Origin of the sequence: Limnoraphis robusta BA-68 BA1 (assembly GCF_034932365.1) — a bacterium.
Classification (GTDB): Bacteria; Cyanobacteriota; Cyanobacteriia; order Cyanobacteriales; family Microcoleaceae; genus Capilliphycus; species Capilliphycus robustus.
This window is the reverse complement of sequence record NZ_JAYGHR010000096.1, coordinates 1-26,148: the sequence shown is the minus strand read 5'-3', so window position 1 is coordinate 26,148 and position 26,148 is coordinate 1. Positions and strand designations below refer to the sequence as shown.

The following is a 26,148-nucleotide window of genomic DNA, read 5'->3' as shown; positions in this document are numbered from 1 at the left end:
AAAAAAAAGGCTCCCCTCGCCTTATAGGAGAGGGGTTGGGGGAGAGGTTCTAAGCAAATGTTTATCGACTTTGAAACGGCCCTGCCAATTATGGGGGCTAATCTGTATTGATTTGTTGTGTTAATTGCATCATTTTTTCAAACTCAAAGTTTTGATTTAAATGATCTAAGCCAATCGCTAAAAATGAATATTCAGGCGGAATCTGTTTAATTAACTGTTCGACGGTTTTATGTTGACAAGCGATTGAGGCTTCATAGAGTTCAACGATCCAGTGATGCGGCATAACCGCGATATTTTCTGAGGTTAGATTTTCCCGAACTAATCTCTGATCATTCGAGAATAAATGGTGATCTTGACTGTAGAGATAGACGACTCCTAGATGTTCTGCCATTTTATTAAATAGAGTTGTAATCTCAATCGGTTTACTGATATAATCATCACAGCCAACAGCTAAAGCCTTAGCGCGATCGCTAACAGATGCTTGAGCCGTTAGAGCAATAATAATCGTAGACTCTAATTCTTGATTATTCTGCTCATGTTCTCGAATTTTTAGAGTGGTTTCATAGCCATCAACTCCCGGCATTCGTCGATCCATCCAAATGAGATGGGGCTGCCATTGTTGCCAAATTAATAGGGCTTGCTCGCCAGATGCAGCTTCTTTTACCTCCAGTCCAACTTGTTCCAATAGCTTGACTAACAGCAGTCGATTTTCGGCTTGGTTATCAACTACTAAAATTCGGTAAATAGGTTGATTCGGGGCGAGTCCTGTTACTTGTTGTTTAGACTGCTGGGGTTTTACACAGGCTTCTGTTGTTATTTGAACTGGAAGGGTAAACGCAAACGTGCTACCCTCTCCTAAACGACTACTAACTGTAATTTCACCCCCCATTAATTGTACTAATCTGCGGCTAATCGTGAGTCCGAGTCCCGTTCCTTCCTGGACTTTGCGACCTGCTGACGCCTGAGTAAACGCCTCAAAAATCTGGTTTAAATCTTCAGGAGAAATACCAACTCCAGTATCTTTTACCTCAAAATTTAAACAGATAAAATCGGAGTAAAACGAGTCTTGATTGTCTAAACCCACTCGTAAGATAATAAGGCCTGTTTTTGTAAACTTAATCGCATTGCCAATTAAATTAATTAACACCTGTTGCAATTTTTGAGCATCTGTAATAATAAATTGCGGTACTTTTGGGAGAATATCTAACTCAACTTGTAATTTCTGATTGCTAACTCGCTGACTAAAGGTAGCGTGTAAAGATTGCAGCAGATCAAATAGGTCTAAAGCTTGGTTGTCTAAACTCAGTTTTCCGGCTTCTATTTTTGAGAGATCAAGAATTTCATTAATTAACTTCAGAAGATAGCTTCCACTGTTATGTATAATTTTGATATAGTTCTGATAATCTGGGCTAAGAGTTGCGTCTCGGTTGATCAATTGTGTGAATCCCAGGATTGCATTTAAAGGCGTGCGAAGTTCATGGCTCATCGTTGCCAAAAAAGCACTTTTAGCATGATTGGCCGCTTCTGCTGCTTCTTTCGCCTGTTGCAGTTCTTGTTGGGCTTGTTTACGAGCGTTAATATCAACCGAAATAGCCGTCACATTCCAACATTTTCCGACTTCATCCCAACAGGAATTATTCGTTTGCGAAATCCAGCGTAAACTGCCATCTTTGTGACGCAAGCGATATTCATAGGTGCCAGAGCGTTGAGCAAAAATATCAGCATATATCTGCGGGTGTACCAGTTGCCAATCATCGGGATCAATGCAACTCATCCAGAGAAAATTATCCTGAGTTAATTCTTCAGAAGTATAACCCGATAGAATTTCCACTCCGGCTGATACCTGATCAATTTGCCAAGTGTTATCCTTAAATACTCGGATACTACTAATAGCAGCCATCGCACTATTAAAAATATTCTTGATCTTGGCTTCAGATTGTTGCAGTGCTAATTCTAGCTGTTTGCGATCGCTAATATCGCTCAAGACCCCAATCACACAATCTCGATCATCAAGACGGCTAACTCTAGCAAACAGCAACACCGTTTTGACTTCACCGGATTTGGTGCGAAACCCGATTTCAAAATTATCAATTCTTCCCTCTTGAAGCAGAGAAGCTCTAAACTGATGTAAATCTATCAAATCAGTCCATAACTGCATCTCAACACAGGTCTTGGCGATCGCCTCAGTTCGAGAATAGCCCAGAACCTTAGTAAAACTTTCGTTAATGTCAATGCAGCGTCCTTCTTCTAGGCTGGCAATCCAAGCAGGTTGGGGGCTATCCCGAAAAATCGTGGCAAACTTCAGTTCCGATTGACGCAGGGCGGCTTCTGCCTGTTTATAATCGCTAATATCCTCAACCACTCCATGCCAGGCGATCGCCCCATTACTCCGTCGCTCCGGTTGGGATCTTGCCCGTAACCATTTGAGTTTGCCAGAGGGTGTAATAATTCGCCACTCGTAAGAAAACAACTCCAAAGATTCAGCACTGCGAGTCACCGCCGCGATATAACCTGCCACATCTTCCGGGTGCATTTGCTCAAGCAGCAAATAAGCATTTTCTAGTGCTTGTGCTTGGGTGACTTCATGGATGGTTTCTACGGCAGAACTGGTGTACTCGAACCAAAGATGTCCATCGGGTTCCTCAACAAACGTATAAATGGAACTGGGGGATAGACGGCTGTGTTGTTGTAGCCATTGTTCAGTTTTGCGGAGTTGTTCTTCAATCTGTTTGCGCTCGCTAATATCTAAAACAACGCCATGCCAAGCAATTTCACCATTGTCGCGTCTTTGGGGTCTAGAATGGGCTTGAATCCACTTGATTTTCCCAGAAGGGGTAATAATCCGCCATTCATGTTTGAAGGGTTTATCCGTTTCGACACTTTCTTTTACAGCTTGTTGATAGCCCTCTCGATCATCTGGATGAATTTGTTTAAACGTAATGCTGGCATCTTGGCGAACTTCTGCGATACTAACCTCGTGAATATCTTCAAAAGCCGGACTTAAATATTGATATTCTACAGGGCCACTGGGATATTCAATAACGGTGTAAATAACCCCAGGGGAAGCGGCGGCTAATTGTTGGAATCTTTCTTCACTTTGGCGTAAGGCTTGTTCAACTTGTTCGCGTTCACGAAGTGCCGCTTGCTGTTCGGTAATATCTCGAATAATCACAATCACAGCATTTTGTCCTTGCAGGTTGCAGACTTTTGCCGATAGCAGCACAATCTTTATCTCGCCCCTGCTTGTGGGAGTTGTAATCTCAAGATTATCAACATAGCCTTGGGTTTCCAACAGGTATTTAAACCGCCCCCGTTCCTCCGAATTCACCCATAAACCCACTTCTAAAGCCGTTCGCCCAATCATTTCCTCACGGGAATAGCCATAAAACTCGATCATGCGATTATTGACTTCTAACAGCCGTCCTTCTGTTAGATTGGTAATGGCGATCGGGTCGGGAATAATACGAAAAATAGTTGTAAATTTTTCTTCTGATTCTTCTAAAGCATTCTCAAGCCGATCAAAAGATTGTTGGAGTTGATCCGCCATCTTGTTAAAAGACTGCGCCAATGCTTTCACTTCAGCAATTGGGCTATCAGCAGGCAATCGCTGGGTCAAATTTCCCGATGCGAGTTCCTGACTAACTCGGTTGACTCGAGTGATGCGAAACATAAATCGATTCGCCGTGATCAGTCCTGATGCGATCGCTAATCCCAGCGCCAGCAAGCAGAGTACAATCGTGGTGTCGATATTTTGGTGAATTTCTGCCATCAAATCCGACTCAGGAATCACGGTCACAATTAGCCAATCCAACCCGTATTGATCTTGATAGGGGGAAATGTTTAGAAAGTAGCGATCGCCATGCTTTTGAAAATTTAAGGCTTGAGCCGATTGTACTGTTGCTAAATTCTCAAATTTTGCCAAGAGATACTCATAGGAATCTTGAATTACAGAATTAGGAATTTGTGAGGGGAATAGGCGCTGAAAGACTATCGTTCCCGGTTCAGCAGTTCCACTCAAGTCAGGTTTGCCGGATATAGAATAAGGCATTTCTTCCATTGAGTCAGCAATCAATAAACCGTTGCGTTCAATAATATACACTTCTCCCGATTCTCCGACCTCTAAATTACGGAGAAAGTCACCGAGTTGATTCAGGCTAATATTAACAGCAAAAACCCCTAACAATTGGCGTGATTGGTCATATAAAGGATCGTAAGCATTAAGGGCGAGGAGATTCGTACTCCCGATTTGAAAAGGGGGACTCCAACCCGGTTTTCCCGTTTCAACGGCTTGACGATACCAGGGGCGATCGCGTACATCAATATTTTGGAGTGTTTCTACAGGGCGCATCAATTCCCCAGCTTCATTAATACTATAAATCTGGAGAGTCGCAGGATTCGATAGCGTAGAAAAAGAGGCTTCAAAGGGCAATTCTTCCGGTTGTAGCTTGGTTGTTACCCCATAATCTCTCGGACTGACGCGATGACTGACCCGAAAATCACCTTGAGGAGTTCCAAACAAAAGCGTTGTCAGATCTTCTGTTTGTTGATGTTGTAAAATCAGATAGCGATGCAGTTGATCGAGGTTTTGTAGGTTTATAGCCCCCGATGTGATCGCGGCGATCTGGCGTTGATTGAACTCGTGAGCATTCTGCAAATAGTGATCGAGTTCTTGAGTCACTTGCTGTCCCGCATTTTTGATCAGTTGATGAGCGAGTTTCTCAACCGCCTGTCGCCCACTCCGGTAAGACAGATACCCCACTAATGTTACCGCTCCGACGGTGTGCAGCACAAAGGGAACAACTAACACCCACCGCAAGGAGATATTATTCTGAAAACAGGGCTGTTTGAATCTCATTCAAGCTCCACGTTATCGCTTTTCGGGTGAAGTTATCGCTTTTCGAGGGTTTGCACACAAACTCGATTTCGTCCCTCGTCTTTGGCTTTGTAGAGAGCCTGATCTGCTATTTTAACTAAAGTTTCTACTGATTCACTTCGAGACGGAATCAAACTCGAAACCCCTAAACTCAGGGTAACGTGTTCACGGGGAGGCCTGGGTACATCGATAATTCTCAGTTGCTCAACAGCCAAGCGGACTGCTTCTGCCAGTTGAGTCGCTCCTGTGAGGTCTGTGTTGGGTAGCAGTATAATGAACTCCTCTCCCCCATAGCGGGCAACTAGATCGGAGGGTCGCTTAATCGTTTGTTTGAGGGTCTGGGCGACTTGTTGAAGGCAGCGATCGCCTGCCAGATGACCACATAAATCATTATATTGCTTAAAATAGTCGATATCTGCCAAAATTAAAGACAAGGGTATTTGTTCTCTCAGCGATCGCTTCCACTCTTGAGTTAGGTACTGATCAAAATGACGACGATTGGCAATTTGGGTCAGTCCATCTAATATAACCAAACGTTGCAGTTCATCGTTTGCTCGTTTTAAGGCTTCAATTAATGCTTGGCGTTGTTGTTGTAAACTGCGAATCGTCAATTGATGGTTAATTCTCACTAATACTTCTTCAAATTGAAACGGTTTGGTAATATAATCTGCTCCACCCACTTGAAAGGCTTTCACTTTATCGAGAGGTTCATCTAGCGCACTTAAGAAAATGACAGGGATTTCACAGGTTTGAGAATTGGCTTTTAAGCGTTGACAAACATCAAATCCATTCATTTCGGGCATCCGAATATCCAACAAGATCAAATCCGGGGGATCTGCCTGCACCGCGAGCAGTGCCATCGCACCACTTTTAACACAACGCACGTCATAGCCTGCTTCGGTTAGGGCATTAAATAAGATGTGGAGATTACCAGGAGTATCATCAACCACAAGAATAGCTCCTGATCGGGATTCTGAAAGGGCGCTCGATGAATCAAAGTCCATCTTGTCTTCAACCTGCATGAAACGCATAATATCACAATATAGTCAAGGTCTTTCACAAAAATTGATTAAGGAGTCGGAGGGACATCTTTTCATCAAATTAAAAACCCGGTAACTTCTACGCGCACCGGGTTTTTGTGGACTACAGCGATCGCATACTGCAATAACTGTTTCTTGTTTCCTGCTATCGAAAACTGATATAACACGGTATAAACCGTATTAATGTTTCGTTCCTGTCTTGCAAAGTTCCTTCTCGAGCGGTTTCCGCCGAGATCGGACTTTGCGCTGCATCACCCCGGACTGTCGGCAGCACCCGGTCAGACAGGCTTTTTACCGAGAAGCCCTCGGCATAATGTAATAAATTTAGGCTAGCATTCAAATCACGGTCAACGCTTACACCGCAAGCCTGACAGTTGAAAACTCGTTCTTTCAGAGCCATTTCTTGAACGTGACCGCAACTTGAACAGGTCTTAGTTGACGGATAGAATCTATGAGCAAAAACTACAACTGAGCCGTACCACGAGGATTTATACTCAAATATCTTCCATTTCTTCACACAAATCTTGTAAAGTTTGATGCTGAAATCGTCGAGAAGATCTGCGATATTTCTTACTTTCTAACTTCGGTTCGTCTTGTTGCTTTCCACCGGATTTAGTTTTAGATTTAAAACTTGATTCTGCATCCGGTTGTTGTTGCAATACTTCTTGACGTTTGATCGCTTCTTCTAAAAAATCGAGATAAATGGGATAACGTTCCCAATCTCCTTTGACAATACAATTGGGTTCATCTCGATGTAAACAATCACTAAATTGACAGTTTCCTGTGGCTAATCTTTCTCGGGCTTCTGGGAAATAATAGGCTAATTCTTGCGCTTCACAGTCTAATAGCGGTTGATTAAAACCCGGAGTATCGGCTAACAATCCTTTGGAGGGAAGTGCAAATAATTCAACGTGTCGCGTGGTATGTCTTCCTCGTCCTAACTTTCCAGAAACCGCCCCCACTCGCAGATCAATATCAGGAATTAATAAGTTAATTAAGCTCGATTTTCCCACTCCAGAAGGGCCACAAATTACCGTTATTTTTTCTTTTAGCTGATGAATTAAAGAATGATAAACAACTAATTTCAGGTCAGAAATTGCATAGGTTTTGACCTGTTTATCCTCATCTAAAATAAATTCCAACCCTTGATTAACACTAATAAAAAAAGGCTGATAACCCCAACTTGAAAGACGTTCACGCCAGTCTTTCAACTGTTCAATGCTGACTAAATCGCATTTATTTAAACACAAACAAACTTCTAAACCTGTTGATTCCGCTTTCACTAAAAACCGAGTCAACGCTTGCGGATCGAGATCCGGTTCTGCAACCGCAAACACGAGTAAAATTTGGTCAGCATTGGCAATGGGAGGACGAGTCAGTTCCGTATGGCGAGGAAGCACTTCGGCGATCGCCCCTCGCCCCCCTGTCCAGTCTGCTTCTTCAACAATCACGCGATCGCCAACCATCACCTTCTGACCAATTTTTTTTAGGCGAGTGCGGCGAGTACAGAGTAACAAAGAATCCGTTAACCCCTGCGCCTCCGGTAAGCTGAAAGAAACGGGGGCTAACTGCACCTGATAGAAGTTCGCCTGAACAGCAACCACAGTCCCCATCACGGGATGAGTGTCTGGGTTGACAGTAGAATTCGGCTCCCCTAAACTCATGCTTGAGTCAGAGGGCGTCGAACTTGAACGGCAAAGAAACCGGAACGATCTTCAATCTGTTCGATCTGGTAGCCTTCCATCGTCAAGCTATCAGGAACTTGTTCAATCGGTTCACCCGAGTCTAGCCAAACCTCTAACAGCGAACCGGGAGGCATTTGTTCTAATTTCAATTTAGTTCTAACGAAATTGAGGGGGCAAGGAGTGCCTCGCAAGTCCATTTGAGCATCGGGTTTAGAAGTGGTGGAATGGGTCATAAGTTATGGAAAAAAGAGTTTGATCCCGTTATTTTTGATGAAACAAACTGCCTAGAAATCCTTCTAAGCCGCCTTTTCCCGTCCGTTCACCGTGTATTTTCGCCAGTTCCTCTAAAAGTTCTCGTTCTTTAGCCGTCACCCGAGTCGGAATTTCAACGGATACAGTGAGTAAATGATCGCCTCGACTCACCGGATTTCCTAAACGCGGAACCCCTTGATTTTCCAGAGTTAAGACAGTTCCTGGCTGAGTTCCGGCGGGAATTTTGACAGTCGTCGGCCCGTCAACGGTTTCAACTTCTAAGTTACAGCCTAAAATTGCCTGTAAGTAACTTATTTTCACGTCTGAGAGGATGTTAATCCCATCTCGTTTAAAGTGTGAATCGGCTGACACCGACAAAAAGACATATAAATCTCCAGGAGGGCCTCCCCGCTTGCCTGCGTCTCCTTCATTGGCGACACGTAGGCGGGTACCGTTATCAACCCCACCGGGTACATTAATTTTGAGTTTCTTGGTAACTTCCTTAAGACCCTGACCCGCACAACTGGTACATTTATCTTCGATCACCTGACCGGAACCATTACAAGTCGGACAAACCGAAACTTGAGTAAAACTCCCAAAAGGAGTCCGAGTTGCCCGTCGCACTTGACCACTACCGCCACAGGTTGAACAGGTTTGAGGTCGAGTTCCCGGTTTAGCGCCACTGCCGTTGCAGGTTTCGCAGGTTTCCAGATGCTTGATGCGAATTTCTTTTTCGCCGCCGAAGATCGCCTCTTTAAAGTCAAGGGGCAAGTCTAGCCGCAAATCATCCCCTCTGGCCGGACCCGTTCGCCGTCTGCCTTGAGGGCTACCCGCGCCCCCTGCAAACCCACTGAAAAAGCTTTCAAAGATATCGGCAAAACTGTCGCTGAAGTCTTGGTTATAGCCTGCTCCAGCTCCTCCGGCAATTCCTGCTTCACCAAAACGGTCATAACGCGCTCGCAGTTCCGGTTCAGAAAGCACTTCATAAGCGCGATTAATTTCTTTAAAGCGTTCTTCTGATCCCGGTTCTTGATTGACATCGGGGTGATATTTGCGAGCTAGCCGACGGTAAGCACGCTTAATTTCCTCTTTGTCTGCGTCGCGAGCAACACCAAGTGTTTCATAATAATCGGCTGCCATAGAACTCTATTGGTGAAATCTAAATCACAATAACTACACAACAACGGTCGGGAATTACTCTAGAGTGAAGTGTTGAACTCATTACAAGCCCAAACTCCCTAACTCCAGATTAACTGGTGGAATTGAGAATAAAGGGATTGCCGGGATCGGGATCTAAAATCTCCCCAGCTTGAGAAGCAACTTCTTCAGAAACCTCATCAAGCTCGAAAGCTGATTCGGCAATGATCAAATCATCCTCTGAGGACACCTTATCAAGCTCGAAAGCTGATTCGGCAGTGATCAAATCATCCTCTAGGGATAAATCTTCAGAGACAGCTTCATCCTCTTCTAAGTCTACCACTGGCAAGCTTTCCTCGGGAGGAGAAGTAACCGCAGACTGGGGTTCGGTATTTTCGTAAACTGTGGCGCCGATATCGTAGAGCATTTCTCTGAAAGCATCGACTCGTTCTTTCATTTGTTCGTAGGTGACATCGGGGTTAGCCACAGCTTGTTTCAGGGCGGTTGCTTCAGTCCGAATTCGCTGTTTGAGTTGAGGTGTGACTAATTGTGGGTTTTGTTTGAGGGTTTCTTTACAGTTCTCAAACAGGGTTGCACATTGATTTTTCAGCTCAACAATTTGGCGGCGTTGTTCATCTTCGTCGCCGTAGAGTGAGGCTTCTTGTCGCATCCGCTCAATTTCAGCTTCGCTCAAACCGCCTGTGTTGGTAATTTTGATACTTTGTTCTCGTCCGGTTCCGAGATCAATGGCAGAAACTTTTAAAATTCCATTGGCATCAATATCAAAAGCCACTTCTATTTGCGGAACACCCCGTTTAGCAGCCGGAATTCCCGTTAAGAGAAATTTACCGAGACTTTTATTATCTTTGACCAGCGCTCGTTCTCCTTGGAGAACGTGAATTTCCACCGAAGTTTGTCCGTCTACGGCTGTTGAAAACATTTGAGAGCGACTGGTAGGGATGGTGGTGTTGCGCTCGATAATTTTTGTAAAGACACCGCCTAAGGTTTCTAAACCCAAGGATAAAGGTGTTACATCCAGCAGTAACAGATCTTTGACCTCACCGCCCAAAACACCCGCTTGAATGGCGGCTCCCAAAGCTACAGCCTCATCAGGGTTAACAGAACGATCGGGGGTACGTCCTCCAAAATATTCGCTAATCGCTTGTTGTACAGCCGGAATTCGCGTTGAACCGCCCACCAAAATAATCCTATCGACATCATCGGCTTGGAGATTGGCATCTCGCAAGGCTTGAGTCACGGGTTGAATGGTGTTGTCAATTAACTCCTTAACGAGTTCCTCAAATTGGCTGCGACTCAACTCAATTTCTAGATGCTTGGGACCCGATTCATCTGCCGTCAGGAAAGGCAGGTTAATTGAGGTTGTGGTGCGACTCGACAGTTCAATTTTTGCCTTTTCTGCGGCGTCCCGCATCCGTTGCAGTGCCATTTTATCGCTCGAAAGGTCAATCCCTTCGCGTTCTCCGAAGACCTCGACGAGCCACAGGACGAGGCAATTATCAAAGTCATCTCCGCCCAGATGGTTGTTTCCGGCGGTTGCTAGCACTTCAAAGATGCCATCGCCTAATTGCAGGATCGACACATCAAAAGTGCCGCCTCCTAAGTCAAAGACGAGGATTTTTTGATCTTGATCTTGTTTATCCAAACCATAGGATAAAGCGGCGGCGGTTGGTTCGTTGATGATCCGCAGAACTTCTAAACCCGCAATGGTTCCCGCATCTTTAGTCGCTTGTCGTTGAGCATCGGTGAAGTAAGCCGGAACGGTAATTACAGCTTGATCGACCGACTCTCCCAAATAGCTTTCGGCTTCTTCTTTGAGCTTTTGCAACACCATCGCCGAAACTTCTTGCGGGGTGTAAACTAGGTCTCGAATCTGGACATTTACCGTGTTATCTTTACCGGGAACGCATTTATAGGGAACCCGTTTTCGTTCTTGTTCGGTATCTTCCCATCTGCGCCCGATGAACCGCTTAATACTGTAAATCGTATTTTCGGCATTGGTCAGGGCTTGTCGCTTTCCCAGTTGACCGACTAAGCGTTCATTATGTTTCCCAAATCCCACAATACTGGGGGTTGTGCGTCCGCCTTCCGAATTGGCGATCACAGTGGGTTGACCGCCTTCTAGAACAGCGACGCAACTATTGGTTGTGCCTAGATCGATGCCAATGACTTTTCCCATAGCGTCTCGGCGATGAAGGTGTGCTTTGGTTTGCCTGAAAGAGTATTCAGTGTTTTGAGGGCAACACATAGCTAACACGGGCTTAAAAAAGGCTAAGTTAGCGATTGTTGAGGTTTTTTGATCCAGAATTTGAGTGACCTTAGAGGGACTCTATCGGCTGCCAAACTCATCTTTTCTTAGCCTTCTCCCCTCAGAGAAATTTAGTGCTGACAACCAGTGTTTACTAAACACTCGCCAACCAACATGACTATTCTTGTGGAGTAACGGCTTCTGAGTCTGTTTCCGGTGTTCCTGAAAACTCGGGAGCAGTGGCGACTTTCACCATTGCATGACGCAACACCCGTTCACCCATGAGATAACCTCTCATCAGTTCCTCAATCACAGTGCCTTCTGGATGGGCATCTGTCGCTTCTCGCATAATCGCTTCATGGAGATTGGGATCAAAAGGTTCGCCTTCGGGACGCATCGCCGACACTCCCAATTGTTTGAGGCTTTCTACCATTTGCTTGTAAACACTTTGGTAGCTTTTATGAATGTTCATTTCGCTCTCAGTTTGAGGCTTAATATGAGATCTAGCCCGCTCGAAATTATCAATGACGGGTAATAATTTCTTGATGGTATTGCATTGAATTTGTACCTCTAGCTCCTCTTTTTCTTTTTGAGTTCGCTTGCGAAAGTTCTCAAAGTCAGCCGCTAGACGTCGGTACTGTCCGTTAATATCATCGAGTTGAGCTGTGAGTTCCTGATTAGCCTGAACTAAGGCGATCAATTCTTGTTGAATTTGATCGCTGGTGAGTTCTTCTCGGTCCATTTCCGGTTGGGGGAAATCGGCGGGCAATTCTTGTTCGTCTAAATTGGCATCAGCCTCTGGAGTTGCGGCCCTGTCCGATGGGATTTCGGCATCTAACGGAATACCATTGGAATTGGCTGCAACTTCAGGGGTATCAGTGGTTGAGTTTGACATCATCTCTTCTTGCTGGTCTTGGTTCATCATAGAAAACTGAGCGATGGAGCTTCAATACTTGCCTGTGCTGAGTCAGTCTTCGCTATCCTCCAACTCGCATCTGTCTATTCAAGAATTTTAACCAAAATAATATCGTAAATCACAGCGATAGGAGTTGGCAAAAGCTATTATCTGATTATAGGTTTCCCTGAACTGAGCATCAGTCATCTTGATCGTACCCTAATCAGCCAGCCATGATGAACAACGATTAACCGCAATCGGAAATCCATACCTCGGGATCGGCTTTTGATCGGACGTGGAAGCCGAATTTGGCTTTGGGGTTTACTCAAAGGGTTTGATTGCTCCGGGCCTGACTGGGGTGAAAATTCTGACTGAACCTGCCTGAGAATCAGGGATTCAACCCCTGCGGTGATCACAGCCTGATCGGCTCTAGAGTTCGCTAAATCTAGAAAGATCAAGGCGGTTAGAGACTGGCTCCAGAAATTTTCTCAAAATCTTTGGGAATTCTATATATTTAAGAGATTGTTACTTCAGATATGACTAATACATCTCGGCGACGTACCGCCCTAGTTGCGACCAGCACGACTCCTTTTGGCAATAAGTTAATTCAATCTGGATATATTAGCCCAGAAGAACTTCAGCAAGCCCTCAAAGCAAGCCAAGCCGGGAAACCCTTAACTGAAGTGTTGGAATCAGTCACCGGAAAGCCTCTTCCCCCAGAACTTGCACGCCAATATAAAAAACAACAGCTTTTTGAGCAGAAAATTATCTACGGCGTTGATGCTTTTGATCTCGAAGTTGAACAGGTTTCCGTTGAGCAAATCGAACAAATGCTCAACACCCTAGAAACCACGATTGAAACCTGCAAACGTCATCGTTTCATTCCATTGCAAACCCTCAACACTGAACCGCCGACGGTTTTAATTGCAATGGTTAACCCGGACAACCTCAGTGGGTTAGATGAACTGAAAAACCAACTGCTGCGTCCGAAAGGTTGGAACCTCAAGCGTCAAGTGATCACCCAAGGGGACTATGACAAGTTAATCTCAGCCTACGGCGAAGAAGATCTCAAACGCAAGCAAGCCGAAGCCGCCCGTCGAGAAGATGAAAAACTTCAGTTTACCTCCGGCGACTTTGAGGAGATGGATTTAGAAGATGTCACCGATGAGGGCGGTGGCATGGACTTGGCTGACGAAATCGAACAAGCGGAAACCGCCCCGGTTATTAAAGCGGTCAACGTGATCTTAGCAAAAGCGTTATCTGAGGCTGTCTCCGATATTCACGTTGAACCTCAAGAACATGAGATGCGGGTGAGGATGCGGAAAGATGGCGTTTTGCAAGAATATTTCAGATTTCCTAAAAAAGTCATCCCTGCTATTACTTCTCGCTTGAAAATCCTCGCTGAATTAGACATCGCTGAACGTCGTCAAGCCCAAGACGGAAGGATTCGTCGTCGCTTTAAAGGCAGAACCATTGACTTTCGTGTAAATAGCTTACCCAGTCGCTACGGTGAAAAAATTGTACTGCGGATTCTCGATAGTTCCTCAACCCAGTTGGGACTCGATAAGCTGATTAGCGATGAAGAAACCTTAGCAATGGTTCGGGAAACGGCCGGACGACCTTTTGGGTTAATCTTGGTAACAGGGCCAACCGGTTCAGGAAAATCAACCTCGTTGTACTCCATTCTCTCTGAACGTAACGACCCCGGTGTTAACATCAGTACCGCCGAAGATCCCATTGAATACGCCCTTCCCGGTATTACTCAATGTCAGGTGATTCGTGAAAAAAACTTGACTTTTGCTAATATTCTCCGGGCTTTCCTCCGACAAGACCCCGATGTATTGCTGGTGGGAGAAACGCGAGATTTAGAAACGGCTAAAACGGCGATTGAAGCGGCTCTGACGGGACACTTAGTTTTAACTACCCTACACACTAACGACGCGGCAGGGGCGATCGCTCGTTTGGATGAAATGGGCGTAGAACCGTTCATGGTGTCGGCGGCGTTATTGGGTATTCTCGCTCAACGTCTGATGCGTCGGGTTTGTACGGAATGCCGCATTCCCTATACTCCCACTTCTGAAGAACTCGGACGCTATGGCTTATCGGCTTCGAGAGAAGTGAATGTCGAGTTCTTTCGGGCAAATATTATCGCCCCCGATCAACGCAAGTCAATGGCCGAGCGCGGTGAACTCTGTAAAAAGTGCGGCGGTTTAGGATATAAAGGCCGGGTTGGGGTCTACGAGTTCCTGAAAGTCACTGAACGCCTGCAAACGTTAATCACCAAAGGCGCCCCCACCGAACAAATTAAGGAAGCCGCAGTCGAAGAAGGGATGAAAACTTTGCTGGCTTACAGTTTACAACTGGTGCGTGAAGGCCATACTACCTTTGAAGAAGTAGAACGGGTGACATTCACTGATTCTGGTTTAGAAGCGGAACTGAAAGCCAAACGCAAGCAGGGCTTGACTTGTAAGGGTTGTCATGCCGAACTCAAACCGGAATGGCTCGATTGTCCCTATTGTATGACCCCCCGTTTTACCGATTAGAGTCTTTACACTCACCCGTGTAGGGGGAATTGATGAATTCCCCCTAGCAGTTATCAGTTTTTTCCTGACTTCTGACTTCTGAGTTTTGCCTGTTCCCTATTCCCGAAATTATCAACATTTTTTTGAGTTGGAGGATTCAATATTATGGCTGGTTTGATGATTGAAGATGTGATGGAGTCCTTGATCGAACAAGGTGGCTCTGATATGCACATCCAAGCAGGTGCGCCGATCTTTTTCCGGGTTAGTGGTAAGCTGACTCCTCAGCCTCAGTTTGGAGAATTGTTGGCGCCTGAAGATGTGCAGGTTCTCATCTTTCAAATGCTGAATAATATGCAGCGTAAGCAACTAGAGCAAGAATGGGAACTTGACTGTGCTTATGGGGTCAAAGGTTTGGCTCGGTTTCGGGTGAATGTGTATCGTGAACGGGGTTGCTGGGCTGCTTGTTTGCGGGCGTTGGCGACAAAAATTCCTAACGCGGATAAATTGGGGGTTCCCCAAACCATTCGGGATATGACGGAAAGACCTCGGGGAATGGTTTTGGTCACAGGTCAAACGGGTTCGGGTAAAACCACCACAATGGCGGCGTTATTAGACTTAATTAACCGGACTCGTAGTGAACATATTTTAACCGTTGAAGACCCGATAGAATATGTTTTTCCCAATATTAAAAGCTTGTTTCACCAACGGCAAAAAGGGGAAGATACTAAGAGTTTTGCCAATGCGTTGAAAGCGGCTTTACGTGAAGATCCCGATATTATTCTGGTGGGTGAAATGCGGGATTTAGACACTATTGGTTTGGCGATTTCCGCCGCAGAAACAGGTCACTTAGTCTTTGGAACGTTACACACAAACTCTGCTTCTGCTACGGTAGACCGGATGTTAGATGTATTTCCTCCCATTCAACAACCTCAAATTCGAGCGCAGTTATCAGGATCTTTAGTTGGAGTTTGTAGTCAAAACCTCGTTCCAACTATTAGCGGGGGACGTTGTGCGGCGCAAGAAATTATGCTGAATACTCCAGCTATGGGGAACTTAATTCGGGAAGGAAAAACAACTCAAATTTACTCCCAAATTCAAATGGGGGCAAAATTAGGAATGCAAACAATGGAAATGGCATTAGCTAAAATTTTCCAAGAAGGAAAAGTAAGTTGGGATGCCGCGATGAGTAAGAGTTCAAAACCCGAGGAACTTGAACGTTTAATTGGCCCTGCACCGAAAGGAACAGCACCAAAAGCTAAAGCTCACTAATACAGGATTAGGGTTGAGGATTAGAAGTTATTGATAGCCTGGGTTTGATCACAAAAACAGACTAAAAAGCTTTGATTCTTCTAATCCTAAATCCTATTTTTAATCCAAAAATTACTGTCAATAAAAGTTGTATAAAAGGGGATCTATGACTACAAATAAACTTCGCAGTCACTCTCGAAAACAAGGTTTTGATTTCAAAAAATTTGAAGAAGATATTAACGTTGCGATGTCGCAAATTACGGTTAAAGATTTAGCGATTTTTGCCCGTCAGTTTGCGGCGATGTTTAACGCGGGAATTGCGATGGCTCGGTGTTTGAGTGTGTTATCTGAACAGTGCGATAATGCTCGTTTAAAACGGGCTTTAACAGTAATTCGAGCGGATGTAGAAGAAGGAAATTCTTTGTCAGAATCAATGCGGAAGTTTCCTGATGTCTTTGATATGTTGTTTATCAGTATGGTTTCCGCCGGTGAAGTTGGGGGTGTACTTGATGAAGTTTTAGAACGTCTGGCGGTGATGATGGAGAAAAACCACAAAACCGAAAGTGAAATTAAATCGGCTATGTCTTACCCGAAAACGGTTTTATTTATTGCCCTCGCCGTGTTCTTTGCGATGACGATTTTCCTCTTACCAACTTTTGCAGGAATTTTCGAGCAAATTGGGACTGAACTGCCATTGTTTACCGTCATTATGCTGAGTATTAGTGACTTTTGTACAACATGGCCGCCGATTCCTCAAGGGCTTGTGATTGTGAGTTTATTTATACTCTCTTTGGCTTATCAAGCTTTTTATAAAACGCCAGGAGGCCGTCTAACAATGGATAAAATTTTCCTGAAACTTCCTTTGTTTGGGCCGTTAATTGAGAAGTCTGCTGTGGCTCGTTTTTGTACAATTTTCGGGAGTTTAACTCGTGCAGGTGTACCGATTATGAACTCGCTAGAAATTGTGCGAGATGTAGCTGGAAATCAAGCGATTGCCAATGCGATTGAACACGCGAGAACAGAAATTCAACAAGGGGGATTAATTAGTTTAGCCCTGCAAGAAGGAAATGTTTTTCCGGGTTTGGCAATTCAAATGATTTCTATTGGTGAAGAATCTGGGGAACTCGATAAAATGTTGATGAAAGTGGGGGCGTTTTATGAAACAGAAGTTGAAGAAGCGGTGAAGGGTTTAACCAGTGCATTAGAACCGATGATGATTGTGGTTGTAGGGGGAATTGTTGCGTCGGTTTTGTTATCAATGTATCTGCCGATGTTTAAAGTGTTCGAGTCGTTGTAAATCCGAAAAACACTTTGTAATTTGAGGAAGTTTTCTTCTGAATTGTGAGTGTTTTTTAGATGATCATCGAAAAAAAAAAGCTGATTGGATAGCCAAAACTCACTGAATACAATTTTTGAATAAATCTTAAATCAGCTTAATCTCTAACTCATTCAACCTAATTTTAAAAATTCTCTTGATCTTCATTTAAAATGCCTGTACAACAATCTCATTACGAAACTCTGCTGGCTGAATACAGTAATGCTGAAGCCGCAATCGCCCTTTTAAAACAACATCGAACCTACTTGGAAATGATTCCGAGTATGCGTCGCCCAGATGAAAGTTTAATTACGATTCCTTTACCGATTGTCCGTTTACGAGATGGGGTTTCTTATACGGGAAAATCGGGGCTGAGTATTACACCGGGACAAGCAATTTGTTTACCCTCTGATTTAGGGATTATCATGTGTGATCCCGAGTGGAAAGTCAAAATGGGGGCGGAAATTTTTATCTTTATTCATCGCCCGAATGAAGATTTTTCTGACTTATTAACACGCTGGCGATTTACTCAGGTTTGCTTAGAGCAGGGCTATGAATGGGTGATGCCTGAACATTATAGCCATATTTATTCACAAGAAGCTGAAAAGATTTATCCTTTGTTTGTGTTATTTTCAGAAACACCTGAACGAATTAAACGAGGACTAAAAGGTGCAAATTTACCCTTTGTTATTCCAGCCTTAGATACGACTGTAGATCCCTTAGATTATCAGTCTATTGATGAACTTGAGGAATTAGATCTTGAACATCATCCTGAGTGGAAATCATGGGGAGAACAGGAACAGTGAACAGTGAACAGTAATCAGTAACCAGTTATCAGTGAATAGTCAAGAGTGAAAAAAGCTGATAACTGATAACTGTAAAAATGAGGGTTTTAGGTTAGTTAACGGACAAATTGAGGCATGATTTCTGCGGCGGTAAATAAGCCGTAAATTCCCCGTTGGTGAAGCTGAATTCCGGCTTTGAGATAACCAAAGGCAGGCCCGCAAACGTTAGCCGCCATGCTGGTTTCATCGCCTAGAGTGAAGGTATGAGTTGAGATTTTGCCTTCAAACGTTCTGCCTGTAATTTGGACGTTGGTACTTAACGGTTTCTTGGGGTTGCGAGTATCAACAATTCCCCCAACGGTGACGCGATCGCGGCTACAAATTCCAGCTAACTCTAACATGATATCATCGGCGTGTTCCATGTTTTCGAGTTTGAGTAAACCGTTGGTTTGATCGAGTAGGGCTTCGACTTCGGCATCACTCATCGCTTGAGCGCGTTCAACAGTATAGCCGCTCAGGTGAGCAATATCTTCGCGAATGGTGGCGCGATACGCTTCCCAATTGGCAATTCCCACCCCAAAGGTAATATTAACGCGATGAATTTCGGTGTAGCTTTGGGCGGCTAAAGCTGCGGCGGCAGTTAATAGTCCCGGAGTGGCTCCACAACCGCTCATGTAGGTGATTCCGGCTTGTTTAAGTTCGTCTTGGAGTTCGAGCAATAATTCAACCGCGCTGGTTCGTTTGATCGCATCAACCAACACGCCTCGCCATCCGAGTTTGATAAACTGTCGCGCCACAGACGCCATGAAGCTGTTGGGTAAATTCGGTAAGGCGAGAAAATACCCATCAACCCCTTCTGCCATTTGCACTAATTCCTCGATGCTTTGACTGCTGAGGGTGCCATTCGGTTCGAGATACCCCAGAGAACCTTGCTCTCGGTAGACGCTAATACAGCGATCGCGGTTCAATCCAGTTGCAGAATAAGCATACCCTTTTTGATCGGCTGCCGCTACCCAAAGCATTTCCTGTTTGGCGGCTAAAACGCCTGTCGCCGCTTGTCCTAATCCCCCAAATCCCAGTATGCCGACTCGCATGGGAGATTGAGTGAATTCTTTTTGGATTGGTATTTGACTCATAGCATCATTTTTTGATTAGACAATCTTTTATTATCGTTGATTATTGTGGAGACAAGGCAAGCAAGCTTTGAGTAAAACTACCTTGACTCTGGGGGAAATCTACGCGAAACTTAACATATGATTTACCCTTTGCCTCAGATATTAATAAGTTTTGTGAAGCTATGACTCCTTTTAGATCCATTCGTCAAAATTGATGTAGGGATCTGCGAGTCAGTCAAATGATGAAGCGATCGCAAAAATTGTTGTCACTGCCCGAGCAGTGTCGATGAGGATCTTCAATATCTTGTAGCAGTCAGCTCAATCTATGGAAACCTTAGAGTTCGTGATCTATCCCGATGGCCGAGTCCAGGAAAAAGTCACTGGCATTGTCGGTGCTTCCTGTGAGGAGGTTACTAAAGCCATTGAAGCGGAGTTGGGTGTCGTGCTAACTCAGGAGACTACTTCTGAATATTTTGCACAAACACACCATCAATCTCAAACGGCGACTGCCAAGGTCAATTTTAGCAATTGGTAAACTTTACCCCGGAATTCATTCAATTCGTTCAACATTAGCGTCTATGTCACACTTTAGCCAAATCAAAACACAAATTCGCAATCTGACTTCTTTAAAAGCCGCTTTATCGGATCTAAAAATTGACTGGAAATCAGGCCCAATAGAAGTTAGAGGCTACAAAGGTCAAACTCGTTCGGCTGAAATTCTGATTGAACAAAACAATGGTTATGATATCGGCTTTAGCTGGAATGGGACTGAATATGAATTAGTCGCTGATTTGCAATTCTGGCAGCAACCCATCCCCGTTGATCGCTTTGTGAACAAGGTGACTCAACGCTATGCTTATCATACCGTTGTTAGTCAAAGCAGCAAACAAGGCTTTCAAATTGCCGAACAACAGCAAAACCAAGATGGTTCAATTCGTCTCGTTGTCCAACGTTGGAGTGCCTAATGTCTGAATGGTCTGCATCGTCGATTAACCTAACACCAGAACGTTCAGGTTTAGAACCGGAACTGGGAGGGGGTTTGCGGGATGCGTCACAGCGTTCAGGCTTTGAGCCGGAGTTGGGGGGTGCATTGCGGCAAAAGGGGGTTTATGTCGATGAACCCACCTGTATCGGCTGCAAGCACTGCGCCCATGTTGCCCGTAATACCTTCTATCTCGAACCTGATTATGGGCGAAGTCGAGTGTTTCGGCAAGATGGTGATCCCGAAGAGATCATACAAGAAGCAATAGAGACTTGCCCGGTTGATTGCATTCACTGGGTTGATTATACCGAGTTAAAACAGCTTGAAGCAGAACGCCAACATCAAGTGATCCCGGTTGTGGGATTTCCGGTTGAGGCTTCAATGGTTAACCGCAAACGCAAAAAAGGTTAATAATTGCCCTATCCATTTGCAGTGATCTCGATTGGCATCTATACACCAGCAGCACCTACAAGTGAAGTCTGGTGTTTTTTCTGGAGAGAATTTCTTTCTGTATTTTTATTGATCTTGTCTTGAGTTTAAAAGCAGATTTGGCGATCGCTGGAAATGCAAAACCTTTAACCATGATCACCCAAAAATCTCTATTGTCTATTTTAACAAAAATTCTTTACTTAGTCCTCTGGGTGCTGTTAGGATTTTTCTTGGCTATGGGATTATCCTGTCAAAAACCTGTTATGGGTTTTGAGTTATCGACATTCACTTCTTTGTTCAAAACAGCTTCTATAACTCCTCTAAAACCACAGTATTCTATTTCCCAACTCGAACAACAAGGTCGAGATTTTTATCAAGCAGGTGATTTTGAGAAAGCGGTACAACTCTGGACAGAAGTTGCGACAACAGAAACGGACAAATTAAAACAAGCCATTGCACTCGGTAATCTTTCTCTGAGTCTACAAAAATTAGGAAAGTGGGAAGAAGCCGCGCAAGCCATTCAAAAAAGTTTAGAGTTGCTGCATTCTGTTTCAAATAACAATAATCGACAGATTGCCACCTTAGCTCAAGCTTTTAACATTCAAGGAAACCTCTACTTTTCTTTAGGTGAATATAACAAGGCTTTGGAAACTTGGCAACTGGCAGAGACAACTTATCAACAAACTCAGAACCAAAATGGAATCATTCAAAGTTTACTGAATCAAGCTCAAGCTTTGCAAGGATTGGGGCTTTATCGTCGAGCGGAAAAAACGTTGATTGAAGTCCGAGACATCCTCAAATTACAACCGGATTCTGTTTTGAAAGTTTCTCAGCTTCGCAGTCTTAGTAATATTCTCAGACTGTTAGGAAATCTAGGAAAAATAGACTATATTGATTCTAGTTATTGTCAAATTTTAGAGAATTATTCAGTCGAAACTTCAACTTCTACTGAACTCTCAGCCGGAGTTGTTGGGTTAGAATTGTTAGAAACAGCTCAACAATTACAGTCGCCCCAAGAAATTAAAGACGCTCAATTTAATTTAGCAAATACTGCAAGAGCTATCTATCAACAACACAAAGAATTAGACAATCCAACTCTAGCGAAAAAATCAGCTCAAACGGCTTTAAATTGTTATCAACAAGCGGCTACATCTTCTATTTCTATAACTGAAATTCGAGCTAGACTCAATCATCTTAGTTTATTATTAGAATTAACAGAGGGTTTAGATTCAGAACAAGATGCGGATTTTTTGAAGAATGTTCAATCTAAAATTGAGTTTGAGAAGGAAAACTGGCAGAGTATAGAGTCAAAAATTAACAATCTTCCTTTAGGTCGAACTGCAATTTATGCTAAACTAGATTTAGTACAAAGCTTGATGAAGTTAGCCTTAGATCAGCCTCTACTTTATCAAAATATTGAACAGCTTTTATTAACCACTATCCAACAAGCAAAACAACTCGGAGATTCCCGAGTTCAATCCTATGCACTCGGTTATTTAGGTCAACTCTACGAACAACGCCAACAATGGCAAGAAGCTAAACTTTATACTCAAGATGCTTTATTTTTAGCGCAGTCTATTCAAGCTGAAGAAATTGTTTATCAATGGCAATGGCAATTCGGTAGAATTTTAAAAAATCAGCTACCATTAGATACAAAAAGTGTAATTTTAGCTTATAATGGAGCGGTAAAAACGTTACAATCTTTGAGAAAAGATCTGGTTGCCATTCGTCAAGATGTACAGTTTGATTTTCGCGATCGCGTTGAACCGGTTTATCGAGAGTTCGTTGATCTACTTTTAATATCAGAAACTCCATCTCTAGAAAATCTAAAACAAGCCCGAGAAGTCATTGAAGATCTTCAGTTAGCCGAACTCGATAATTTCTTTCAAGATGCTTGTTTAGAAGCAGAACCGCAACCGATTGATCAAATTGATGCTAATGCAGTCGTTATCTATGGAATTGTTTTAGAAAACCGATTAGAAATCATTGCCAGTTTACCGAATAATCAACTCTTTCATTATAGAACATCTGTCTCGAAAATAGAATTAAGAAATACTCTAAAGCAACTCAGATTTCAACTTCAAAAGCCCTATGCTTATCAAGAAATTAAACGATTATCAGAACAAGTTTATCGTTGGTTGCTTGAACCTTTAGAAACTCAATTAAAAGCCGATGAAACCTTAGTTTTTGTGCTGGATGATGAACTGCGAAATATTCCGATGACAGCGCTTTATGATGGCAAACAATATCTAATCGAAAAACATCCAGTTGTCATTCAGCCCGGACTACAATTATTAGACCCAAAACCTATTAATAGACCTGTCAATGCTTTGAGTGCAGGTTTAGTCGAACCGCCAGAAGAATTTCGTCAACAGTTTGCTTTGCTGCTGAATGTTCCCCAAGAATTACAGAAAATTCAAGACATTATTATTAATAGTGAACAGTTACTCAATGAAGAATTTAATCGTCAGAATTTTGAAAAAACCATGAGTTCACAAGCATTTCAAGTGATTCACTTAGCCACTCATGGTCAGTTTAGTTCACAAGCTGAAAAAACATTTATTCTGGCTTCAGATGGGCCGATTAATATTAAGCAAATGGATGAATTTTTTCGCAGTTGGGAGGAAAACAAAACTAATATCATTGATTTATTAGTTCTCAGTGCTTGCGAAACCGCTCCCGGAGATAATCGAGCCGTTTTAGGATTAGCAGGAATGGCAGTTAGAGCCGGAGCCAGAAGTACAATTGCATCATTGTGGAGTTTAAATGATCAGTCAGCAACTGAATTTATGGGTCACTTTTACGAACAATTAATTCAAGGAAAATCGAGAGCAGAAGCACTTCGTCAAGCTCAACTGGCGTTTCTAAAAGAAAAGAATCGATATGATGCTCCTCTGTTTTGGGCGCCTTATATTTTAGTAGGAGATTGGCGTTAGGAATAGATTATAACAGCTATAGCAGTGAGGGCTGGTATCTTGAGAAGGAGGAAACCTATTAAAGTTGTAAACACGCTCCCTGCTCATTGCTATAGTAACTCTTTGCTTTGCCAAATTTCCGGAATCTGCCTGCCCTAATCAGTAGAAATCACAAGTTGTTGGGCGAGTTGTTGGGCGAGTTGTTGGGCTTTAGCCCTAAAGATACCCTCAAACGCAACAACACACAAGATTGAACCCCGCATTTTACGATAAAATTGTCCACTGCTACAGTCAAGCAGGATATTAATGCTGCCGAAAGGGTTAGTCCGTTACTGGCATATTTTTCTCCCTCTGATCTTCTTGGGAGCTTTGCTAACGCCATTAGCACTCCGTTCTTATGTTGAAATCATTACCCAAAATCGTCGTTATACCAATATCAACCAAGTTCCGATTAAACCTGTTGCCATTGTCTTTGGGGCGGGTGTGTGGGAAGATGGAACACCAATGCCCATGCTGGCTGACCGAATACAAGGTGCCATTGATCTCTACCATCTGGGACGAGTTGAAAAAATTTTAATGACTGGAGATAACGCCACGCCAGAATACAATGAAGTTATAGCCATGCAAACCTACGCTCAAGATCAAGGAATTCCCCTAGAAGACATCAAACTTGACTATGCTGGGTTTAGTACCTATGAAAGCTGTTATCGAGCCAGAGAAATCTTCGGAGTTGAACGGGCAGTATTAATCACTCAACAATATCATTTACCCCGTGCGGTCTACACTTGCAATCAACTGGGTATTGATGCGGTTGGTTACGGTACCGCAGACTGGGGCAGATATCAAGATGAACCCATGCGATTTTATACCCAACGCGAGATTTTAGCGATTATTAAAGCTTTGTTAGATCTTCATATTCTACATCCCAAACCCACTTTTTTGGGGCCGTTTGAGGGAATGTAAGACAGTTATCAGTCTTGTAGGGGTAATTGATGAATGACCTCTACTGAACTTCTAAACTTCAGTGATTTGCTTTATGCTGTACTGTGGGGAGTTTAGACAAAATTAAACAATGGCACTTTATCTTGATTCGGCGATTATTGAAGAAGCAAGGGCAGTCAGTCAATGGGGTTGGGTAAAAGGAATAACCACGAACCCAACGTTATTGGCGAAAAGTAGCCTTTCCCCGGCGGAAACGCTCAAACAACTCAAACAAACCACATCGGGAGAAATTTGTTATCAACTCACCGCTTCTGACTTAGACGGGATGATAACAGAAGCTCAAGCCGCTTTTGAACTCCTGGGAACTCAAACGGTGTTAAAAATTCCGGCGACTGCTATCGGGTTTCAAGCTGTCGCGAGTCTGTCTCCAGATATTGCTTGTTCAGTAACAGCCATTTACAGTGCCGCTCAAGCCGCCGTAGCGATGGAAGCAGGGGCGAAATATGCGATAGCCTATGTTAACCGAGCGACTCGACTGTTAGGCGATGGGATTAAATTAGTCGAGGAGATGTCGGCTGTGCTTCACCGAAGCAAGACAACAATTTTAGCAGCCAGTATTAAATCACCCGAAGAAGCCGCAGCCACTTTAAAAGCGGGAGCGACTCATTTAACCCTTCCTCTCGATATTTTAACAGCGATCACCACTCACGAACTTTCAGAGAAAACCGTTGAAGAATTTGCCCAAAATGGTATTGGACTCAAGGGTTGAAACTGAATTTGTATTTCATACTACGTCCGGTTGATTGATTCTTTTATCGAGGTAGGGCGGGTTTATTGACATTCTTTAATAGGGGACAAAGATTTCGGCAGAACCCGCCCCTACACAATAATCATTCATTAATCGGATATCATATCATTAGCGTTTCCTAGCAGAAACCTTTAACAACACTGACAAAACATGAAGATATTTTCTCTCAAACCCTCTCGGCTGAATATTGTAACTTTAATCGTTGCTTTAGGACTGACAATATCAAGTTATATTGGGGAAATTCCCAGTGCTTTTGCTCAAACATTTCAACCTCCCCAGATGATTGCTAGTCTTTTTTCCTTTTCCGGAAATCGACCTAAGAATTTAGGGGTTGAAGAGGGGAAATTCGCTAATTGTCCCGATTCTCCCAACTGTGTCTCTAGCCAAAGTATGGATGTTGTTCATCAGATCGATCCCCTCAATTATGGCGATCAATCTCCAACTGAAGCTTTTGAGAAGCTAAAAACCATTATCAAAAATATGGATAACGCCAAAATCATCACGGAAACCGAAAGTTATCTTTATGCTGAATTCACTTCAGCCCTTATGGGATTTGTAGATGATGTAGAATTTAGTCTTGATAAACCGGAGCAAATCATTCATGTGCGTTCAGCATCTCGTTTAGGAGAGTCAGATTTAGGGGTTAATCGCAATCGGATTGAAATGATCCGATCAGTTTTTGAGTCTTAATTTGAAAATGTTAAAACCCCCTACAATCTAGCAGGGGGTTAAATTTATCAGCGAGTTTTAAATCCTTCCGAAGTCTTACAGCGCGTTACCACGAGGTAGAATTTCTTCAGGGAATACAAAGTTTTCGTGAGGTTGATCGACGGGAGCCATCCAAGCGCGGATACCTTCGTTCAACAAAATGTTCTTGGTATAGAATGTTTCAAATTCCGGATCTTCTGCCGCCCGTAATTCTTGTGACACGAAGTCATA

Annotated in this window: 20 protein-coding genes and 1 pseudogene; 11 read left to right on the top strand and 10 right to left on the bottom strand. The window is 43.5% G+C overall.

What is annotated here, in order from left to right; genetic code table 11:
• Nucleotides 1–97: 97 nt before the first annotated feature.
• From VB836_RS27575 to grpE, 8 genes are all read right to left on the bottom strand, one after another.
• Nucleotides 98–4,855 carry a PAS domain S-box protein gene (locus VB836_RS27575; protein WP_323224369.1) on the bottom strand — a complete coding sequence of 1,586 codons (4,758 nt, stop codon included), beginning with the start codon at nt 4,853–4,855 and terminating at the stop codon, nt 98–100.
• Nucleotides 4,856–4,887: 32 nt separating this feature from the next.
• Entirely contained in the window at nt 4,888–5,877 is a 990-nt protein-coding gene (locus VB836_RS27570) for a PleD family two-component system response regulator (RefSeq protein ID WP_323224367.1), read from the bottom strand.
• Nucleotides 5,878–6,058: 181 nt separating this feature from the next.
• Complete coding sequence (locus VB836_RS27565; RefSeq protein WP_323224365.1) at nt 6,059–6,430, bottom strand: zinc ribbon domain-containing protein; 372 nt, start codon at nt 6,428–6,430, stop codon at nt 6,059–6,061.
• A complete protein-coding gene (rsgA, locus tag VB836_RS27560; protein ID WP_323224362.1) occupies nt 6,408–7,577 on the bottom strand; it encodes a small ribosomal subunit biogenesis GTPase RsgA in 1,170 nt (389 codons plus the stop codon). Before rsgA ends, VB836_RS27565 begins: the two co-directional genes overlap by 23 nt.
• Nucleotides 7,574–7,831, bottom strand: coding sequence for a sulfurtransferase TusA family protein (locus VB836_RS27555; RefSeq protein WP_046278128.1), 258 nt, complete (start codon nt 7,829–7,831; stop codon nt 7,574–7,576). The genes rsgA and VB836_RS27555 overlap by 4 nt, the downstream gene beginning before the upstream one ends.
• A gap of 28 nt (nt 7,832–7,859) precedes the next feature.
• Nucleotides 7,860–8,990: a molecular chaperone DnaJ gene (gene dnaJ / locus VB836_RS27550; RefSeq protein WP_046278129.1), complete on the bottom strand. Its 1,131-nt coding sequence runs from the start codon at nt 8,988–8,990 to the stop codon at nt 7,860–7,862.
• A 109-nt stretch (nt 8,991–9,099) separates the two neighbouring features.
• A complete protein-coding gene (gene dnaK, locus VB836_RS27545) occupies nt 9,100–11,184 on the bottom strand; it encodes a molecular chaperone DnaK (RefSeq protein ID WP_323224358.1) in 2,085 nt (694 codons plus the stop codon).
• Between the two features lie 247 nt (nt 11,185–11,431).
• The gene (gene grpE, locus VB836_RS27540) at nt 11,432–12,178 is read right to left on the bottom strand and encodes a nucleotide exchange factor GrpE (protein ID WP_407659778.1); all 747 of its coding nucleotides are present in this window, start codon (nt 12,176–12,178) and stop codon (nt 11,432–11,434) included.
• Between the two features lie 506 nt (nt 12,179–12,684).
• Here grpE and VB836_RS27535 point away from each other — a divergent pair.
• The 4 genes from VB836_RS27535 to VB836_RS27520 all read left to right on the top strand — a co-directional run bounded on the left by VB836_RS27535 (nt 12,685) and on the right by VB836_RS27520 (nt 18,039).
• A complete protein-coding gene (locus tag VB836_RS27535; protein ID WP_046278131.1) occupies nt 12,685–14,691 on the top strand; it encodes a GspE/PulE family protein in 2,007 nt (668 codons plus the stop codon).
• 144 nt (nt 14,692–14,835) lie between these two features.
• The gene (locus VB836_RS27530) at nt 14,836–15,939 is read left to right on the top strand and encodes a type IV pilus twitching motility protein PilT (RefSeq protein ID WP_323224356.1); all 1,104 of its coding nucleotides are present in this window, start codon (nt 14,836–14,838) and stop codon (nt 15,937–15,939) included.
• Between the two features lie 145 nt (nt 15,940–16,084).
• A complete protein-coding gene (locus VB836_RS27525) occupies nt 16,085–17,215 on the top strand; it encodes a type II secretion system F family protein (RefSeq protein WP_323224354.1) in 1,131 nt (376 codons plus the stop codon).
• Between the two features lie 191 nt (nt 17,216–17,406).
• Nucleotides 17,407–18,039, top strand: a complete 633-nt coding sequence (locus tag VB836_RS27520) for a hypothetical protein (protein ID WP_323224352.1) — start codon at nt 17,407–17,409, stop codon at nt 18,037–18,039.
• A gap of 95 nt (nt 18,040–18,134) precedes the next feature.
• Here VB836_RS27520 and bioU read toward each other — a convergent pair whose 3' ends face one another.
• A complete protein-coding gene (gene bioU, locus VB836_RS27515) occupies nt 18,135–19,154 on the bottom strand; it encodes a (S)-8-amino-7-oxononanoate synthase BioU (RefSeq protein WP_323224350.1) in 1,020 nt (339 codons plus the stop codon).
• A gap of 304 nt (nt 19,155–19,458) precedes the next feature.
• On the opposite strand from bioU, the gene VB836_RS27510 reads away from it, so the two are divergent.
• The 7 genes from VB836_RS27510 (at nt 19,459) to VB836_RS27480 (ending at nt 25,899) form a co-directional block, all read left to right on the top strand.
• Nucleotides 19,459–19,668: a DUF2997 domain-containing protein gene (locus tag VB836_RS27510; RefSeq protein ID WP_046281825.1), complete on the top strand. Its 210-nt coding sequence runs from the start codon at nt 19,459–19,461 to the stop codon at nt 19,666–19,668.
• 43 nt (nt 19,669–19,711) lie between these two features.
• Nucleotides 19,712–20,098 (top strand): DUF1257 domain-containing protein, encoded by a 387-nt coding sequence (locus VB836_RS27505; RefSeq protein ID WP_046281824.1) that lies wholly within the window; start codon nt 19,712–19,714, stop codon nt 20,096–20,098.
• Entirely contained in the window at nt 20,098–20,526 is a 429-nt protein-coding gene (locus VB836_RS27500) for a ferredoxin (RefSeq protein ID WP_046281823.1), read from the top strand. The genes VB836_RS27505 and VB836_RS27500 overlap by 1 nt, the downstream gene beginning before the upstream one ends.
• A 119-nt stretch (nt 20,527–20,645) precedes the next feature.
• A complete protein-coding gene (locus tag VB836_RS27495) occupies nt 20,646–23,480 on the top strand; it encodes a CHAT domain-containing protein (protein ID WP_323224348.1) in 2,835 nt (944 codons plus the stop codon).
• A gap of 285 nt (nt 23,481–23,765) precedes the next feature.
• The gene (locus VB836_RS27490) at nt 23,766–24,422 is read left to right on the top strand and encodes a SanA/YdcF family protein (RefSeq protein ID WP_046281822.1); all 657 of its coding nucleotides are present in this window, start codon (nt 23,766–23,768) and stop codon (nt 24,420–24,422) included.
• 109 nt (nt 24,423–24,531) lie between these two features.
• Nucleotides 24,532–25,170, top strand: a complete 639-nt coding sequence (locus VB836_RS27485; protein WP_323224346.1) for a transaldolase family protein — start codon at nt 24,532–24,534, stop codon at nt 25,168–25,170.
• Nucleotides 25,171–25,359: 189 nt separating this feature from the next.
• Nucleotides 25,360–25,899 (top strand): DUF1499 domain-containing protein, encoded by a 540-nt coding sequence (locus tag VB836_RS27480; protein ID WP_046281820.1) that lies wholly within the window; start codon nt 25,360–25,362, stop codon nt 25,897–25,899.
• Nucleotides 25,900–25,974: 75 nt separating this feature from the next.
• On the opposite strand, the pseudogene VB836_RS27475 reads toward VB836_RS27480, so the two are convergent.
• Nucleotides 25,975–26,148, bottom strand: a pseudogene (locus VB836_RS27475) (photosystem II D2 protein (photosystem q(a) protein)); the annotation flags it as partial.

Bases quoted from the DNA above. Each gene is read 5' to 3' on its own strand.
- VB836_RS27575 (WP_323224369.1), bottom strand. From the start codon at position 4,855: ATGAGATTCAAACAGCCCTGTTTTCAGAATAATATCTCCTTGCGGTGG.
- VB836_RS27570 (WP_323224367.1), bottom strand. From the start codon at position 5,877: ATGGACTTTGATTCATCGAGCGCCCTTTCAGAATCCCGATCAGGAGCT.
- rsgA (WP_323224362.1), bottom strand. From the start codon at position 7,577: ATGAGTTTAGGGGAGCCGAATTCTACTGTCAACCCAGACACTCATCCC.
- VB836_RS27555 (WP_046278128.1), bottom strand. From the start codon at position 7,831: ATGACCCATTCCACCACTTCTAAACCCGATGCTCAAATGGACTTGCGA.
- dnaJ (WP_046278129.1), bottom strand. From the start codon at position 8,990: ATGGCAGCCGATTATTATGAAACACTTGGTGTTGCTCGCGACGCAGAC.
- dnaK (WP_323224358.1), bottom strand. From the start codon at position 11,184: ATGGGAAAAGTCATTGGCATCGATCTAGGCACAACCAATAGTTGCGTC.
- grpE (WP_407659778.1), bottom strand. From the start codon at position 12,178: ATGATGAACCAAGACCAGCAAGAAGAGATGATGTCAAACTCAACCACT.
- VB836_RS27535 (WP_046278131.1), top strand. From the start codon at position 12,685: ATGACTAATACATCTCGGCGACGTACCGCCCTAGTTGCGACCAGCACG.
- VB836_RS27530 (WP_323224356.1), top strand. From the start codon at position 14,836: ATGGCTGGTTTGATGATTGAAGATGTGATGGAGTCCTTGATCGAACAA.
- VB836_RS27525 (WP_323224354.1), top strand. From the start codon at position 16,085: ATGACTACAAATAAACTTCGCAGTCACTCTCGAAAACAAGGTTTTGAT.
- VB836_RS27520 (WP_323224352.1), top strand. From the start codon at position 17,407: ATGCCTGTACAACAATCTCATTACGAAACTCTGCTGGCTGAATACAGT.
- bioU (WP_323224350.1), bottom strand. From the start codon at position 19,154: ATGAGTCAAATACCAATCCAAAAAGAATTCACTCAATCTCCCATGCGA.
- VB836_RS27510 (WP_046281825.1), top strand. From the start codon at position 19,459: ATGGAAACCTTAGAGTTCGTGATCTATCCCGATGGCCGAGTCCAGGAA.
- VB836_RS27505 (WP_046281824.1), top strand. From the start codon at position 19,712: ATGTCACACTTTAGCCAAATCAAAACACAAATTCGCAATCTGACTTCT.
- VB836_RS27500 (WP_046281823.1), top strand. From the start codon at position 20,098: ATGTCTGAATGGTCTGCATCGTCGATTAACCTAACACCAGAACGTTCA.
- VB836_RS27490 (WP_046281822.1), top strand. From the start codon at position 23,766: ATGCTGCCGAAAGGGTTAGTCCGTTACTGGCATATTTTTCTCCCTCTG.
- VB836_RS27485 (WP_323224346.1), top strand. From the start codon at position 24,532: ATGGCACTTTATCTTGATTCGGCGATTATTGAAGAAGCAAGGGCAGTC.
- VB836_RS27480 (WP_046281820.1), top strand. From the start codon at position 25,360: ATGAAGATATTTTCTCTCAAACCCTCTCGGCTGAATATTGTAACTTTA.